This is a genomic window from Paenibacillus xylanivorans (genome assembly GCF_001280595.1).
In the GTDB taxonomy this organism is placed as follows: Bacteria; Bacillota; Bacilli; order Paenibacillales; family Paenibacillaceae; genus Paenibacillus; species Paenibacillus xylanivorans.
In genome coordinates this window covers 296,251-309,919 of sequence record NZ_LITU01000081.1, presented here as the reverse complement: position 1 = coordinate 309,919, position 13,669 = coordinate 296,251, and the positions used below count along the sequence as shown (strand labels likewise).

13 protein-coding genes are annotated in these 13,669 nt (G+C 47.4%); 2 read left to right on the top strand and 11 right to left on the bottom strand.

What is annotated here, in order from left to right; translation table 11 throughout:
* Positions 1–106 precede the first annotated feature (106 nt).
* Positions 107–2,095 (top strand): elongation factor G, encoded by a 1,989-nt coding sequence (locus tag AMS66_RS27170; protein WP_053783744.1) that lies wholly within the window; start codon positions 107–109, stop codon positions 2,093–2,095.
* Between the two features lie 17 nt (positions 2,096–2,112).
* Positions 2,113–2,790: a tetratricopeptide repeat protein gene (locus tag AMS66_RS27165; protein WP_053783743.1), complete on the top strand. Its 678-nt coding sequence runs from the start codon at positions 2,113–2,115 to the stop codon at positions 2,788–2,790.
* A gap of 229 nt (positions 2,791–3,019) precedes the next feature.
* On the opposite strand, the gene AMS66_RS27160 is transcribed toward AMS66_RS27165, so the two are convergent.
* From AMS66_RS27160 to AMS66_RS27110, 11 genes are all read right to left on the bottom strand, one after another.
* Positions 3,020–3,961 carry a phosphotransferase gene (locus tag AMS66_RS27160; RefSeq protein ID WP_144424621.1) on the bottom strand — a complete coding sequence of 314 codons (942 nt, stop codon included), beginning with the start codon at positions 3,959–3,961 and terminating at the stop codon, positions 3,020–3,022.
* A 237-nt stretch (positions 3,962–4,198) separates the two neighbouring features.
* A complete protein-coding gene (locus AMS66_RS27155; protein WP_236703651.1) occupies positions 4,199–4,846 on the bottom strand; it encodes a GDSL-type esterase/lipase family protein in 648 nt (215 codons plus the stop codon).
* Between the two features lie 174 nt (positions 4,847–5,020).
* Positions 5,021–8,188, bottom strand: a complete 3,168-nt coding sequence (locus tag AMS66_RS27150) for an MMPL family transporter (RefSeq protein WP_053783741.1) — start codon at positions 8,186–8,188, stop codon at positions 5,021–5,023.
* The gene (locus AMS66_RS27145) at positions 8,185–8,643 is read right to left on the bottom strand and encodes a MarR family winged helix-turn-helix transcriptional regulator (RefSeq protein WP_053783740.1); all 459 of its coding nucleotides are present in this window, start codon (positions 8,641–8,643) and stop codon (positions 8,185–8,187) included. The genes AMS66_RS27150 and AMS66_RS27145 overlap by 4 nt, the downstream gene beginning before the upstream one ends.
* A 211-nt stretch (positions 8,644–8,854) precedes the next feature.
* The gene (locus tag AMS66_RS27140) at positions 8,855–9,292 is read right to left on the bottom strand and encodes a GNAT family N-acetyltransferase (RefSeq protein ID WP_053783739.1); all 438 of its coding nucleotides are present in this window, start codon (positions 9,290–9,292) and stop codon (positions 8,855–8,857) included.
* A gap of 276 nt (positions 9,293–9,568) precedes the next feature.
* Positions 9,569–10,282 carry a class I SAM-dependent methyltransferase gene (locus tag AMS66_RS27135; RefSeq protein WP_053783738.1) on the bottom strand — a complete coding sequence of 238 codons (714 nt, stop codon included), beginning with the start codon at positions 10,280–10,282 and terminating at the stop codon, positions 9,569–9,571.
* Between the two features lie 17 nt (positions 10,283–10,299).
* Entirely contained in the window at positions 10,300–10,650 is a 351-nt protein-coding gene (locus tag AMS66_RS27130; RefSeq protein ID WP_053783737.1) for a hypothetical protein, read from the bottom strand.
* A 124-nt stretch (positions 10,651–10,774) separates the two neighbouring features.
* Entirely contained in the window at positions 10,775–11,791 is a 1,017-nt protein-coding gene (locus AMS66_RS27125) for an alpha/beta hydrolase (RefSeq protein WP_236703650.1), read from the bottom strand.
* 13 nt (positions 11,792–11,804) lie between these two features.
* Complete coding sequence (locus AMS66_RS27120) at positions 11,805–12,329, bottom strand: response regulator (protein WP_053783736.1); 525 nt, start codon at positions 12,327–12,329, stop codon at positions 11,805–11,807.
* A gap of 261 nt (positions 12,330–12,590) precedes the next feature.
* On the bottom strand, positions 12,591–13,052 hold the full coding sequence (locus AMS66_RS27115; protein WP_053783735.1) for a MarR family winged helix-turn-helix transcriptional regulator: 462 nt from the start codon (positions 13,050–13,052) through the stop codon (positions 12,591–12,593).
* A gap of 15 nt (positions 13,053–13,067) precedes the next feature.
* Positions 13,068–13,667, bottom strand: coding sequence for a GNAT family N-acetyltransferase (locus AMS66_RS27110; protein WP_053783734.1), 600 nt, complete (start codon positions 13,665–13,667; stop codon positions 13,068–13,070).
* Positions 13,668–13,669: the final 2 nt, after the last annotated feature.

Sequence of the window (13,669 nt, the reverse complement as noted above, 5' to 3'; positions counted from 1 at the left end):
GCCTGAGTGTAACATATTTTTCCATACCCTTCATGTGGTATGATATAATACTGAATTACAAAGTCGGAAACGATGTGTTTCTGCCTCCAGAGGAGCCTTACACCCCATGTTAAACGAATTGAATCGCAGAAATATCGGCATCTTCGCACACGTCGATGCAGGGAAAACAACAACGACGGAACATATGTTATTTCAAAGCGGTGTCGTACGTAGTCCAGGTCGCGTAGATGACGGAACAACAGCAACGGATTCTCTGGATATTGAAAAGGAACGAGGCATTTCCGTTCAAGCGGCGATGACCTCTTTGATCTGGAAAGATACGATTATTGATCTGATTGATACGCCGGGACATATTGATTTCAGCTCTGAAGTAGAGCGATCCCTGCGTGTTATGGATGGAGCCATTCTGATTGTGTCCGCTGTAGAAGGGGTTCAATCCCAGAGCGAGACCATCTGGCATGCTCTCCGCTCGCTTGGAATTCCTACCCTGATCTATATTAACAAAATGGATCGGATTGGCGCCTCTGCTGAGACGGTTATCGATCAGATCCGCTCCAGTCTCTCTCCCTTCGTATGCGGAATTCAATCCTATCGGATGAATGAAGATGTGTTCGACGGCATTGACACCCTCTGGAACACAAGCCAAACGGAGGTAATGGGCTCCCCTTCATCTATACCCGGTCTTTTTGAATTACTTGCCGAACTGGACGAAGATCTGATGGAATCCTACATCAATGGTGAAACGCTTCCTTCTCACCTGTTAAATGAAGCGTTTCGCAAACATGTGCATAAGGGCGACGTGTTCCCCATTTGTTATGGTGCTTCGGGCAAAGGGATCGGCGTAACTGAACTGCTGGATGCCATTATCGAATTTCTTCCTGCACCTGCACAGCCTCAAGAACCTTCGGTATCCGGGGTTGTATTCAAAATTGAACGGGACAAAACGATGGGCCGTACTGCCTATGTTCGCATGTATGGTGGCAGCGTGCATAATCGGGATACGATCTATAACTCTACTCGGGAACTGGAAGAGAAAGTGACACAGATTCGTCGGATGGATGGTCGGAAATGGATGGATACGGGCGCTGTTCATGCCGGGCAAATCGCTGCCCTGTACGGACTAAGCGAAACACATGTTGGTGACATTATTGGCAACCCCGAAGGTGTGCCCCCTATACCTCAGATGGCTGTTCCCTTATTGACCGTGCAGGTCCATGGTAAAGACACGGCACGTTATCCTGACCTTGTAGCGGCATTGCAGGAGTTGACGGATGAAGATCCCTTGCTTGATCTGCAATGGTTGCCTGAAGAACGGGAACTGCATCTTAAAGTCATGGGAACCATTCAGCTTGAGATTCTGTCCAGCTTGCTAATGAGTCGTTTCGGACTGGATGTCATATTCGATCCGCCGTCCGTCATCTATAAGGAAACTCCCCGTTCTTCTGGGGAGGGATTCATCGCGTATACGATGCCCAAGCCCTGTTGGGCCATTCTTCGATTCAGCATTGAGCCTTTGCCGCGTGGCAGCGGTCTGATCTATTCATCAACAGTCCGGACGGATCATCTCCTGCTTCGCTATCAAAATGAAGTGGAGCGCCGCATTCCCGAAGCACTATCTCAGGGGTTGTCGGGATGGGAAGTTACCGACCTGCGCATCACGCTAATTGAAGGAGAGCACCATGTCTGGCATACCCATCCACTTGATTTTGTGGTAGCCACCCCGATGGGGATTATGGACGGATTGGCAAGCACAGGTACAACCCTGCTGGAACCGATTCTGAATTTCCGGTTAACGGTCCCGGAGGAGTACGGTGGCAAAGCGCTCAGTGATCTGGTACATATGCGGGCAACCTTTGAAGCACCGATTATCGGAGGCGGACGATGCATCGTTGAAGGACGCATGCCTCTGGCGACCTCCATGGATTATCCGGTGAAGCTGCGTTCAGAGACGAGCGGCCGTGGGGTGCTGACCACTTCTTTTGCCGGGTATCAGGATTGTCCTTCGGATGTGACCCATACGCGCAAACGCAGAGGAGTTAACCCGCTGGACCAATCCAAATATATTTTAAGTGTTCGGAATGCGATTACATCATAATTGGAGTTGACTTTGTCGTGCTGATTAAATTTCTAATCTTTGGCCTGCTATGGCGGATTGTAGGCAATCCATTCCTGGCGGTTCTTATTTTCCTCATCATTCTGTATTTCCTGGATCGTCGCTATGTTGGGGTGATGCCAAGCTTCATGAAGCCACTTAAGCGTATGCGTAACATCTCACGGCTCCGGCAACAGCTTGCCATGAGTCCGAATGAAGTCTCTTCCAAGCTGGATCTGGCCCGTCTGTTGATTGAACGCAAACGTTATAGCGAAGCTCATGCCTTGCTGCTGGAACTGGAGCGTCCTTACGAGCAATCAGCCGAATACTGGGAGGCGCTGGGCACAACTGAACTTCATCTGGGCCAAACAGAAAAAGGTGAGCGTCATATTTTGCAGGCACTGGATATTAATCCAAGAGTAAAATATGGACGTCCTTATCTGACACTTGCAGGTGCGTTTAAGGATACTCACCGGGACAAAGCGCTGGCATACGTTCAGCAGTTCCAGGAGATTCATTCCTCATCCAGTGAAGCGTATTATTTGCTCGGCTCTGTGTACCGCTCCCTTGGGCGTAACACAGATGCAAAACAAGCCTACGAGCAATCACTGAACGTATATCGTTCCCTGCCAAAATATAAGAAGCGTCAGGAGCGTCGCTGGGCTGTACGCAGCTGGTTCCGCAAGCGCGGACTGTAAAGCTGCTGAATTCCCTAGATTTAGCAGTTAGATATTACGTGATATGAGTGTCTACAACCACACATGATAAACGATTTCACCAAATAAAAGTGCACTGGTTCCTGCCTTGAGGCAGGGCCAGTGCACTTTTTTGCACATTGAAAATTCATTCCAATTGTTATCCATTCCAATTTAATAGGAAGATTCGGATGGATTCGAATAATACCACCACAACGTTTAACTTGTCGAGTTAGATTAGCAGCTCACGCAGCCGTTCCTCATTGACTTTCATCCAGTGTACCCGTTCTCTCAGCTTCCTGATTTGCTGCACAGCCACTTCAGGCTCATCTGTACCTTCGAACAACCGACTGATAAAATGCATTACCACATCCAGACTTCGAAGCAAGATCAACTCTGGAATCACGCTCAGTTCCTTTGGTTCCAAGCTGACCTGTTGTCTGAATCCCTGGATCAATCCCTCCAAAGCAGCCCACACCCATGCCTCCTCCTTGTCCATCGTCAGAAGGTCAGACATGGGAACAGCAAGCTCCATCACCCGCAGATCCCATGTAGCAAATTCAAAATCCAATATGGCACATATGCCTTCCTGAGAGTCTGCCAATACATTGGATGCATTCAAATCCCCATGTACCAGTTGATGCGGCAAAACCTCCATACCTCGCAGCGTATCGAACAAGTCTGGTAACACAACTTTTAGATTCTGCAGGTCATCCGCACATGCCATCAGCGTATCCGGGGGTGAGGTACACAATTGTAACAGTTTCTCAGGCGAACAGAGCGGGTAAGCCTCCTGAATTTGATAATAGGGAGGGTAAACGGGAGCCAGAGATATGGGAAGGCTCGCCATAACAGAAGACAACTTGCCTGCTGCCTTGCCCAGCCCACTCAGCTGCTCGGGTGTATTCCACACGGGATTATGGCCCACACGATAATGGAACAACGTCACAATTTTGCTCCTGCCCGAGGAACGATCCTGCACAACAAGAAATGTAGCATCCTTATTATCAGGAAGGTTAACGGGCGCAGGCACATGAAGCTCAAAATCTGAACGTGACAATGCAGCCAGCACCTCGTGTTCAAAAGCAATTTTCATTAGATCATTATGCGTCTCATACTGCCTCAGCACGTAACATCCTTGGTCTATCTCTACCATGAAGGTAGAGTTGTTCATGCCTCCCCTTCCGCGCTGAGCATTCCAATTGGACGTGAAACCATATGAGGATAAGACAGTGGATATGAGCTGCTGTTCTGGATCGTTTAGGGAACCTGAATCGATGATGTGCACCAAAAATAACTCCTTTGTCTCACGTAATACAACCCCTATATGTCCTCATCTTAACGGAAGTACTTCTTTCGGTCTAGTCGGCTCCGAGGTAATATTCGTTATTCTACGCTTCTTCCCTGCTGATCAGGCAAAAGGATAGTATCCTGTACGATTTAGCTGTTCTGCAATTACGCGATAGCCTTTTGCATTTGGATGAACCCTGTCCCAAAATAACAGTTCACGTTCACGTCCTTCAAACCGGTCATAGACCTGAGCACAGGCATAGTTCCCTGATCCCACACCATTCAGAAAGGAGTTATATTGCCGCACCCAATATGATGCTTCGGCTGCTTGCGGATACGGGTTGTACAACCCAATCGTACGAACCATATATACACTGTTCCCTTTCAACTGCCGGATGTGCCTCATTATCTGGGACACGTTACTACGCGTTTCGCCAAGCACCTGTGTCATTTTACTTGCGTTCGGGATCCCGCCACTCGCTTTGAACGTACGAATCAGATCGTTTCCACCAATCGATAACGTAATAATATCTGCTTCACGCAGTGATTGCCGTACTCTTGGATTGTTGGATATCATCTGCAGCATTTCCCCTGACGTAAGTCCATTCACACCCAAGTTATCCATCGATACAAACGTACGTACATTCGTTTCTGCCATTCTCCGATATAAAGGAACAAAGCCGGTGCCCAGCAGCGCTCCTGTACCTACCGTTAATGAATCTCCTATAGCCACATATCGATATACCATCCCGCCGCCCCTCTCTGCCATGTTATAAACCACTCCATATACAATTCCTATATATCGTATGAGAGGAACGCAGACAAGGCGCGGGATGGTGTCCGTAGGCATACACATTTATTTGTCGTTTCACGGTTTTCTTGCATAAAACAATACAGAAAGCCCCGCCGGCAATGCCAGCGGAGCTGTTCATTAATCATTTGATTACATGCCTATATTACGATCCGATTCAACGGAATCTGCTTGCTCCTTGTTCGGGAATGGCCACCAGTTGGCACGGCCAAACATTTTCACCATTACAGGAACGAAGAATGGCAGGAATAGAAGAGAATACAAGATTAGACCGCTGAGTACAACCGTCGCAATCTGCATCATCGAAAGAACTCCCGATGGATACATCGCGGCAAAGGTACCGCTCAGAATGACGGCTGCAGACAGGATGACCGTACCCATGTTTTTCATGGCATACAGCATGGCATCCTGTACTTTCATGCCTTTGTTCTCATTGAAACGATCCATCAGGAAGATGCTGTAATCCACCCCGAGTGCAATCAGCATGACAAAGCCGAAGAACGGCGTAACCCAACTGATACCCGAGAATCCAAGTATATTCACAAATATCGCTTCAGTCAGGGCCATGGATGTGAAATAAGCCAGCAACAACGAAACAATCAGATACAGCGGCATAATAACCGAACGGAGCAGCAGGACCAGAATGATAAACGTTCCTGCAAGCATCAGCATAACCGTGCGTGTGTAGTCGTTGTTGGAGACTTCCTGCAGATCTGCAAACGTACTGGTTACCCCGCCAATGGCAATATCCGCTTTTTCAAGTGCACTTCCCTGTACGGCACGATGTACAGCAGCTTCGATATCCGGAACACGATCAATGGCTTCTGTTCCATATGGATTCTCGGCAAAAATAACGTCAATCGTCATCGTTTTCCGATCTTTGGACAGATACGTATCAAATACCTGCGTGAAATCCTTACTGTTCAGAGCTTCTTCAGGAACATACCAGCCTGCCAGGTCGGAATCAGGAGAATTTTGCAATTGTGTCAGGTAGTCCTGCGCTGAATCGAGTCCACCTGAAACCTGTTCGATTCCATCGACACTCTGATTAAGACCATCCGTCAATTGAGTCAGTTGACCACTCAGATCCGAGAAGCCTTGTTGAATTTTCTCCTGACCGCCCTGAAGCTGGCCAAGTCCGTTCTGGATGGAAGGAATTTCACTAATGACTTTACCTTGACCGTCAGCGGCCTGTTTGAGACCGGATTGCAACTGACTGATTCCCGTCACAATCTGACCCAAACCATCGGCAAGTGCCTTCTGTCCGGATGCTGCGGAGGCAAAGCCTTTGTTAGCCTGATTGATTCCAGCCGCGGCTTCGCCCAGCTTGGATTGAATTTGACCCAAACCTTGAGCGAGCTGTGCCGTTCCGGTACCCGTCTCACCAAGGGTGCCTTTGACACGCTGATAATCGGCGTCTTGCAACAAATCAGGATAGCGCTCCTCAAGCGCAATAAACGATTCGTTCAGGCTGGTCAACGCTGTAGATACACCTGTGAGCTGTTGTTGCAGTTCACCTACACCATCACCCAGCGCAGCGACACCTGCTCCTGCCTGACGATAGGCTTGAAGCAGTTGATTGTTCGCCTGTGCAAGTTGATCTGCACTCGTTTTGGCTTTCTGAAGTCCTGCTTTCAGTTCACCGGCACCTGAAGAGCCGTCACGGATTCCTTTTTCAATCTGCTGAAGTCCTTCAGATAACTGTGTAATCCCCGATTGCAGCTGGGAAGTACCCTTCGACAGTTCTCCTGCTCCGTCAGCAGCTTCTTTGAGTTGTGGTTCATTTTTGCTTAACTGACTGCTGGCTTCGCTCAGACCATCACGGATTTTATCCAGACCCGTTTTACCTTCGCCCAATCCATCAGATAATGTCCCCACTTGCTGTGTTACTTCAAAATCCTTGATCTCATCACCGGTTGGACGTGTCATGCTGCGGACACCAGAGATGCCTGGCACCTTCTCCACTTCCCGGCTGATCTTCTCGGCGAGCGCCATATACTTGGCGTTGTCCATTGCTTCATCATTCTGGATTACGACCTGACCCGGCAAGGATTCACCTGGACCGAAGCTGTCCGAAATGATATTGAATGCTTTGACCGAATCATATTTGTCACCAATTTCATCGAGACTGTTAAACGACAGTTTGCCGTCGTAAGTCGCCAGTAATGGCACACATACCGCTGCAACGATGAGCAGTGCTGCCCAAGGACGTTTCAGGGAGAAACGACCGGCTGCACCATAAATCCGGCTCTCGGCATGCTCCAGTGAACCCTTGGAAGGCCAGAACAACCTTTTGCCCAGCACTGCCATAAAAAATGGAACAATCGTGACTAATGCCAGCATCATCACGGCAATACCGACAGCAACAGCTACCGCGGAACGATACAGCATAAACTGTGCAAAACCAATGGCAATGAATCCAACCAGCACGGCGAGTGCGGAGAAGAATACTGTTTTGCCTGCTGTGCGATAGGTAGCAATGATGGCATCCCACGTATTTTCATGATGAGCCAATTCTTCCTTGAACCGGCTAATCAATAGGATGCAATAGTCCGTACCAATCCCGAACATGACCGCCACCATAAAGATCTGCGTAAACGTCGAAATAGGGAAGTCTAGTCCGTCCACAAGGAACGCGACAATCTGCTGTGAAACAATGTAGCTAATCCCCACCGTAAGCAGTGGAACAAATGGAGCTACAAAAGAGCGGAATACAACGAACAGAATGAGCAAAATAAATACAACGGTAATGTACTCCGATTTTTTGAGCCCCTCTTGGGAACTCTCCACCGTATCCTCATCAATTAAGCCTTTACCGGTTATGTAATGCTCCACATTAACCGATGACAGCGCTCCATTGAGGTCTTCGCGCATTTCCTTGACTGTACGGTCTCCCTGATCAATGGAAAGCGATGTTAAGATCGTCTTGCCATCGGCAGAGATCATTTTGTCTGACAACTCAGGCTGAGAGAATGGTTCCAGTATGGACAGAATGCCCAGTTTCTCTTTTTCGGCCTCCAGTTTCTTAACGGCCTGTTCTGCCTCTTCTTTACCATCGGCACCCAAACCATCCGGATTATAAAATACAAGAGCCAGCTGGCTACCCTGCTGCTCTCCCTTTTGTGCTGCGGCTTCGTCCAGAATCGCCGCTGCCTGGGTGGAGGAGTGTCCTTCAGGAACCGAGAATTGTCCCTTTTCCCGAATCAATTCACTCATGTTAGGAGCGGTGAACATCAATACGGCGGCTACAACGACCCATAGCCCCATCAACCACCATCGCGCTTTCAAAATCGTTCTCATTCGTTCTCCTGTCCTCCTTCATGCGTTAACAAAGCTGCAAGCTTCTCAAATGATTCAATGAAATTTTGGACCTCTTCCGGTTTAAAATGAACCAGATATGGCTCCAGAAGCTGCTGTATTTCCTGTTCCGTTTCCCTGTATACTTCCCGTCCGTTATCCGTCAGAGTTAAATACACGACTCTGCGGTCGCGCTCATCCCCGGCCCGATGGACCAGATCCCGATCCACCAGCTTGTTGACCAGTGCGGTGATACTGCTCTTGCCCACACACAGAAGCTCTGCCAGATCGGAGGGCGTACAAAGCGGTTTCTCCTTAATCATACGAAGTGCACAGAACTGATCTGTGGTAATGGTTTGGCCCAGGCGTTCACGTATCTGGGTATCAAACCGTTTGGTTACTAGGAAAGAAGCATCCAAATAGCGGTTAACCAAACTTTTGGCATCCGGTGTGTTCATCCTTGATTTCTCCTCCCCTAAAATATAGTTCACTCATAGAACTATTCTTCAATGAAACTATTCTATAATGAAACTATATTGCAAAGCAATACGTTTTTCCTATTTTTTTAAGTAAACGACAAAAAAACAGGACGTCCGACTCAGCTGCTTCGCCAAATCCAACATCCTGTTATGATATGCTCTCTTTATGTTACAAAGTAGTAGGCAGATACTAGTCTTCGTCTTGCCCCTCGTCCTTCTCCAGTACACAACGGAATCGCTCCACACCCGGATATAATTCACCCAGGCTATATACCACGAATCCCGTATTGCGATAAAACTCTACAGCTTCCACGTCGGTCTCCGCGATCAACCTGTCGGGATTATATTTGGCCAGCACCTGTGAAATCATGCCACGACCATAATTTTTAAAACGGTTTTCTGGCAGAACTGCGATATGATGAATGGTGACCTCACTCGTTCCTGTATTCTCATATCCAATCAGGCCAATCAGTTGGCCTTCGTCTTCATAACCGTCCAAATGCAGCTCGTCCTTGTCAACATATTGTTGTAACGCGCGATTCAGATGATCCGGGTCAGGAAAGACCGAGTAGGACAACAGCTCTTGCACTTCCGGCTCCTGTATGCGTGATTTCAAATGAATTAACACCCTGATTCCTCCTATAACTTGCTTGATTCCGTTATCGTATTGTAGTCGTTAGCCTTTAAAAGTTCAAGTCGTATGACGTTTCAACTCCCATTGGAGTTCAGACGTGATACCTTCAGGCACCTGGATTCCTGCCAAATGATATGCATTCAGCAGCGCACCTCCGACTGCCGGCACATTACTGGTAATGTAATGAATCTGTTGTCCTCCCGGTTTATAGGCTACGCTACCAAGTCATACGAACTGCCGGGACCTCACTACTCGATCCCGACAGAGCTGTTATTGCTTCTGTGCTGCGAAACGAAGCAGTTCACAACGGAACTGTGTCGGTTCATGATACTTTTCCTCTTCGATCGTCTGTGTTACATGTTCCTGATGCAGAATATTCCAATCAGCATAAGCTTTCTCCAGTAGTGCGATAGCGTCAGCTGTGGGCAGATTCAATTCAATCAACGGCTTAATCTCCCGCCCTGTGTTGACTTCCTTTTCCTCTACACTCGTACTCATGGTGATACAATGAATGCCGCCTATACGGGCTCCCGCTTGCAAACGTTCAATAACTTCCACTAAGGCTTCTTTATTTGAAACATGTTCCAGACAAGAGCAAGCAGCAATATAATCAAAATGATCCGGCTCGATAGCGTAATGCTCAACATCCGCTTTCTCAACTTGCACGATATGATCAACCTGATATTCTTTCGCATATTTGCGAAGTCCGTCTACAGCCTCATCCAGCAAATCCACCCCGATAACTTCACTGTTCGTTTGCCCGAGACGCTGTGCAATCGGTATTGTATGTCTGCCTACACCGCATCCCAAATCGAGAACACGCAGCTCTGTCTTATGGGTAAGTAAACGCTCAAGCATATCCATAACCATAGGCATGGGCCTCGCCATCCAGGTACCGGACGCGAATAATTCATTATTCTGATAGAAGTTAGAATGGTAACCTGCCTCTGCTTTCCGTGCAGCCTTAAATTGTTCATTTCCCATAAAAGCACCTCCATAGCTTAGAAGTTAATCGTCAATGTCCCCGAACCTGCGAACAGAATAATGGTGAGAATGAACATCACTACAAATGCCCCGGTGACGAGCAATTTACCTGTATCCTGCTTATACGTATTGTCATCAAATAACATTACCCCGCCAATGGTCATGGCTACCGGAGGAAGAAACAGTGTCATCAAAACAAGCAACACCATTGAATATCGATCCAGTACAGATTCATCATTTTCAATCATGTATGGTTGTTCAGGCAGAATTGTTCTGGTAGCTACCAGATTGCCACAGGATTTGCATTTGAACTCATCCTCCGCCATTTTTTCATGACAATACGAACAAACTCTAGGTGTATGTGGCATATCGCACCTCCCCTTAAGTACATCTTCTACTTAATACCCAGGATGCTTTATTGGAAACAAGTGTCGTTAACATTCCACTAACTAAAGGAACATATATCCAACGTAGGACGATCTAGCACGCCACTTACTTGTCATTCGCTGGCACTGGAGAAGAATGTGACAGGCTCTTCGTCAAAAAGGATTCAAGTACCTCCTCGTATCGGGCACGATCCACTTGAAACGATGTTCCATGACCCGCACGGGGAATAGTTAGATGTTCCTTTTCTGTCGGGCAAGCTTCATGTAGTCTGTAGACCATTTCCGTCGGTACGAACGTATCCGCCTCACCATGAATGAAAAGAACCGGGGCTTGAACTTTGGCGAGTTGATTTAGTGCGGATGCCTCCCCAAAGAAGTAACCCGCCTTCCATCTGGAGATAAGACTGGTAACAGGAATAAACGGAAATGCGGGCAGCTTGTATAGCTGCTTGAGCTGGAAAGTTAGCTCCTCCTTAACTGAGGTGTAGGCACAATCCGATACGATGGCCTTCACCTGATTAGGGAGAGCTTCACCGCCTGTCATCAATACAGTAGCGCCTCCCATTGAAATTCCGTGCAATATGATCTCTGTCTCTGTGCCGATTTTGTCGAGAACCCAATGGACCCACTGAACATAATCTTTGCGGTCCAGCCAGCCAAATCCGATGATGTTACCTTCACTTTGGCCATGACCCCGATCATCCGGCATCAGCACGTTAAAGCCCCGTTTTTCCGCATAAAAGCGAGCAAAGCCCGCCATTTCCCTGCCTTTTCCCGAATAGCCATGCGCTAGAATAACCGTTCGATGTTGCGATCCGCTGTGGGACGGAAGCCATGTTCCACGCAGCTTTAAATCATCATGTGATTCAATATATATGTCTTCGGTTGGCTGCGTATTAAGCCACGCCATGTCAGACGCACTGCTGATAATTTCGTTATCCGGCTCGGGCATCAGATTCGGATTATCAACCAGAAATGATTTTGGAGCACGCCGAATGGCGGTTTTGAAGAAATAAAGTCCACCTAACCATAGTAGAGCAAGAACGATCAGCACCAGAAGGGCAAGGCCGTAAAATAACATGAACATTTCCCTCTCTTTCAGTCGATCTTCCACGTGAAACATGTATGTATATTACCTATCGTTTCGTGATTTCTCTGGACAGAGATGGTTCTTGGGAAGGTTGCTGCAACTTCTGAATCACGTTGTTTAGAGCTTCAATCGTGAAGGGTTTACCGATGAAGTCATTCATCCCGGCTTCAAAACATTTCTCTTTCTCTTCATCCATAACATTTCCTGTCATCGCAATAATCGGAATGGGTTGCCACTTCTCATCCTCTTCTATGGCCCTGATTTTGCGTGTCGCCTCTAATCCGTCCATTATAGGCATCATGTTATCCATCAGGATCAAACTATATTTTTTGCTGAGAAAAGCCTCACTAGCCTCTTCTCCATTGGAGACGGTATCCACCTGGGTTATGCCCAGCTTTTTAAGTTGCATCAGCACAACCTGTCGATTAATGACGTTATCCTCAGCCAGCAAGATCGATATCGGAAGGAATGTATGCACCTGCTCCTGATTTTCCTTACCGCGAATCATCTGATTAGATAACGGTTCAATCGTACTGCGCAATGATTTCATCTCGCCATGTTCATTAGACATCACATGATCACTCTCCTAATCGCGGATTATGCCATACCGCGTATACGAAGGCCGAAGGCTTCACTCATCCAATTTTTTTCAGCAGCTTCAATAGCCTCGATCGTTCCCGTTCAAATACAACCCATCTATCATTATACATGAACACGAATGAGCATACATTCAGTCCAATCATTAATCTCGACATTTTTCCTATATTTTAATAGTCCTTAAGTGATTTAACGAGCTAAACTCTGTCTCCATATATAAAAAAACTGACCTGCGTTATAAACGCAAGTCAGTTTTCCCCTCTGCAGCGAGTCCAAGCTTTTTTAACAAACGAATCGCATCCGCCTTTTCCGAAGGTTCCAGTCCATCCACCGCATCAATAATCACCTGATGGTGCTGAGGAAAGATTTGTGTAAACAGATGTCTTCCTTCCTCCGTCAATTCAGCGTATATGACACGCCGATCTTCCTTGGATGCTCGACGAATCAGCAGATTTTTGTTCTGAAGCTTGTCCACAACATACGTGATATTGCCGCTGGACATTAACACTTTCTCACCGATCTTTTGCAACGCCTGCGGCCCTTTATGGTATAACAAATCAAGCACGCCAAATTCTGTCGTATTCAGTCCATGACTCTGGATATCCCGGTTGGACCTGGATGTAACGGAATTGTATGCGCGAGCGAGAACTACAAATAATTGTAAAGACAGTTCCCGATTGTCCTCGTTGTTCGGCATTTCTATAATCCTCCATCACTTGTTTACATTTCGACCTGCGTCTGAAGATCGCATCTGCTCCCACTCTTCACGCAGCATTCCCATACGAATTGAATCATAATGCTTGCCATCCACGATGCGGCATTTGCGCATGCGACCTTCCACCTGAAGCCCCGCCTTCGAAGCTGAACGCATCATTCGTTCATTGCCTGACCATGTTGTCAATCCTACCCGGGCCAGTGGCAATTGCTCGAATAAGTGACTGGACCACATCTGTAGTACTCTCGTGCCGATCCCGCGCCCCCATTGGGCTGATCGATATAGCACTATTCCCATTTCCAGCCACATGGATGGACGATGTTCCCAATAATAGCTGATTGTACCGACGATTCGGCCATTCAACTCAATAATTCGAATGGAGTCCGGGTCAGAATTGCTCTGAGTCGTTTCGAGTCGTCTCAGCATACTCCGTTCGAAGTCTTCGTAGCTCTCATATTCAAGAGCATAATATGGCGCATCCCATTGTTTCCATTCCGGTACGTCTTCACTGTAGATCAATTCATAGAGTTCTGTCAGATCCTCTTTCTCCACACATCGAAGAGAAATTTCACCATCCACTAACGGGTTTTCACTCATCT

Coding starts and splice junctions, on each gene's coding strand:
- AMS66_RS27170 (WP_053783744.1), top strand. CDS start 107: ATGTTAAACGAATTGAATCGCAGAAATATCGGCATCTTCGCACACGTC.
- AMS66_RS27160 (WP_144424621.1), bottom strand. CDS start 3,961: ATGAACAACTCTACCTTCATGGTAGAGATAGACCAAGGATGTTACGTG.
- AMS66_RS27155 (WP_236703651.1), bottom strand. CDS start 4,846: ATGGCAGAGAGGGGCGGCGGGATGGTATATCGATATGTGGCTATAGGA.
- AMS66_RS27150 (WP_053783741.1), bottom strand. CDS start 8,188: ATGAGAACGATTTTGAAAGCGCGATGGTGGTTGATGGGGCTATGGGTC.
- AMS66_RS27145 (WP_053783740.1), bottom strand. CDS start 8,643: ATGAACACACCGGATGCCAAAAGTTTGGTTAACCGCTATTTGGATGCT.
- AMS66_RS27135 (WP_053783738.1), bottom strand. CDS start 10,282: ATGGGAAATGAACAATTTAAGGCTGCACGGAAAGCAGAGGCAGGTTAC.
- AMS66_RS27130 (WP_053783737.1), bottom strand. CDS start 10,650: ATGCCACATACACCTAGAGTTTGTTCGTATTGTCATGAAAAAATGGCG.
- AMS66_RS27125 (WP_236703650.1), bottom strand. CDS start 11,791: ATGTTTCACGTGGAAGATCGACTGAAAGAGAGGGAAATGTTCATGTTA.
- AMS66_RS27120 (WP_053783736.1), bottom strand. CDS start 12,329: ATGTCTAATGAACATGGCGAGATGAAATCATTGCGCAGTACGATTGAA.
- AMS66_RS27115 (WP_053783735.1), bottom strand. CDS start 13,052: ATGCCGAACAACGAGGACAATCGGGAACTGTCTTTACAATTATTTGTA.
- AMS66_RS27110 (WP_053783734.1), bottom strand. CDS start 13,667: ATGAGTGAAAACCCGTTAGTGGATGGTGAAATTTCTCTTCGATGTGTG.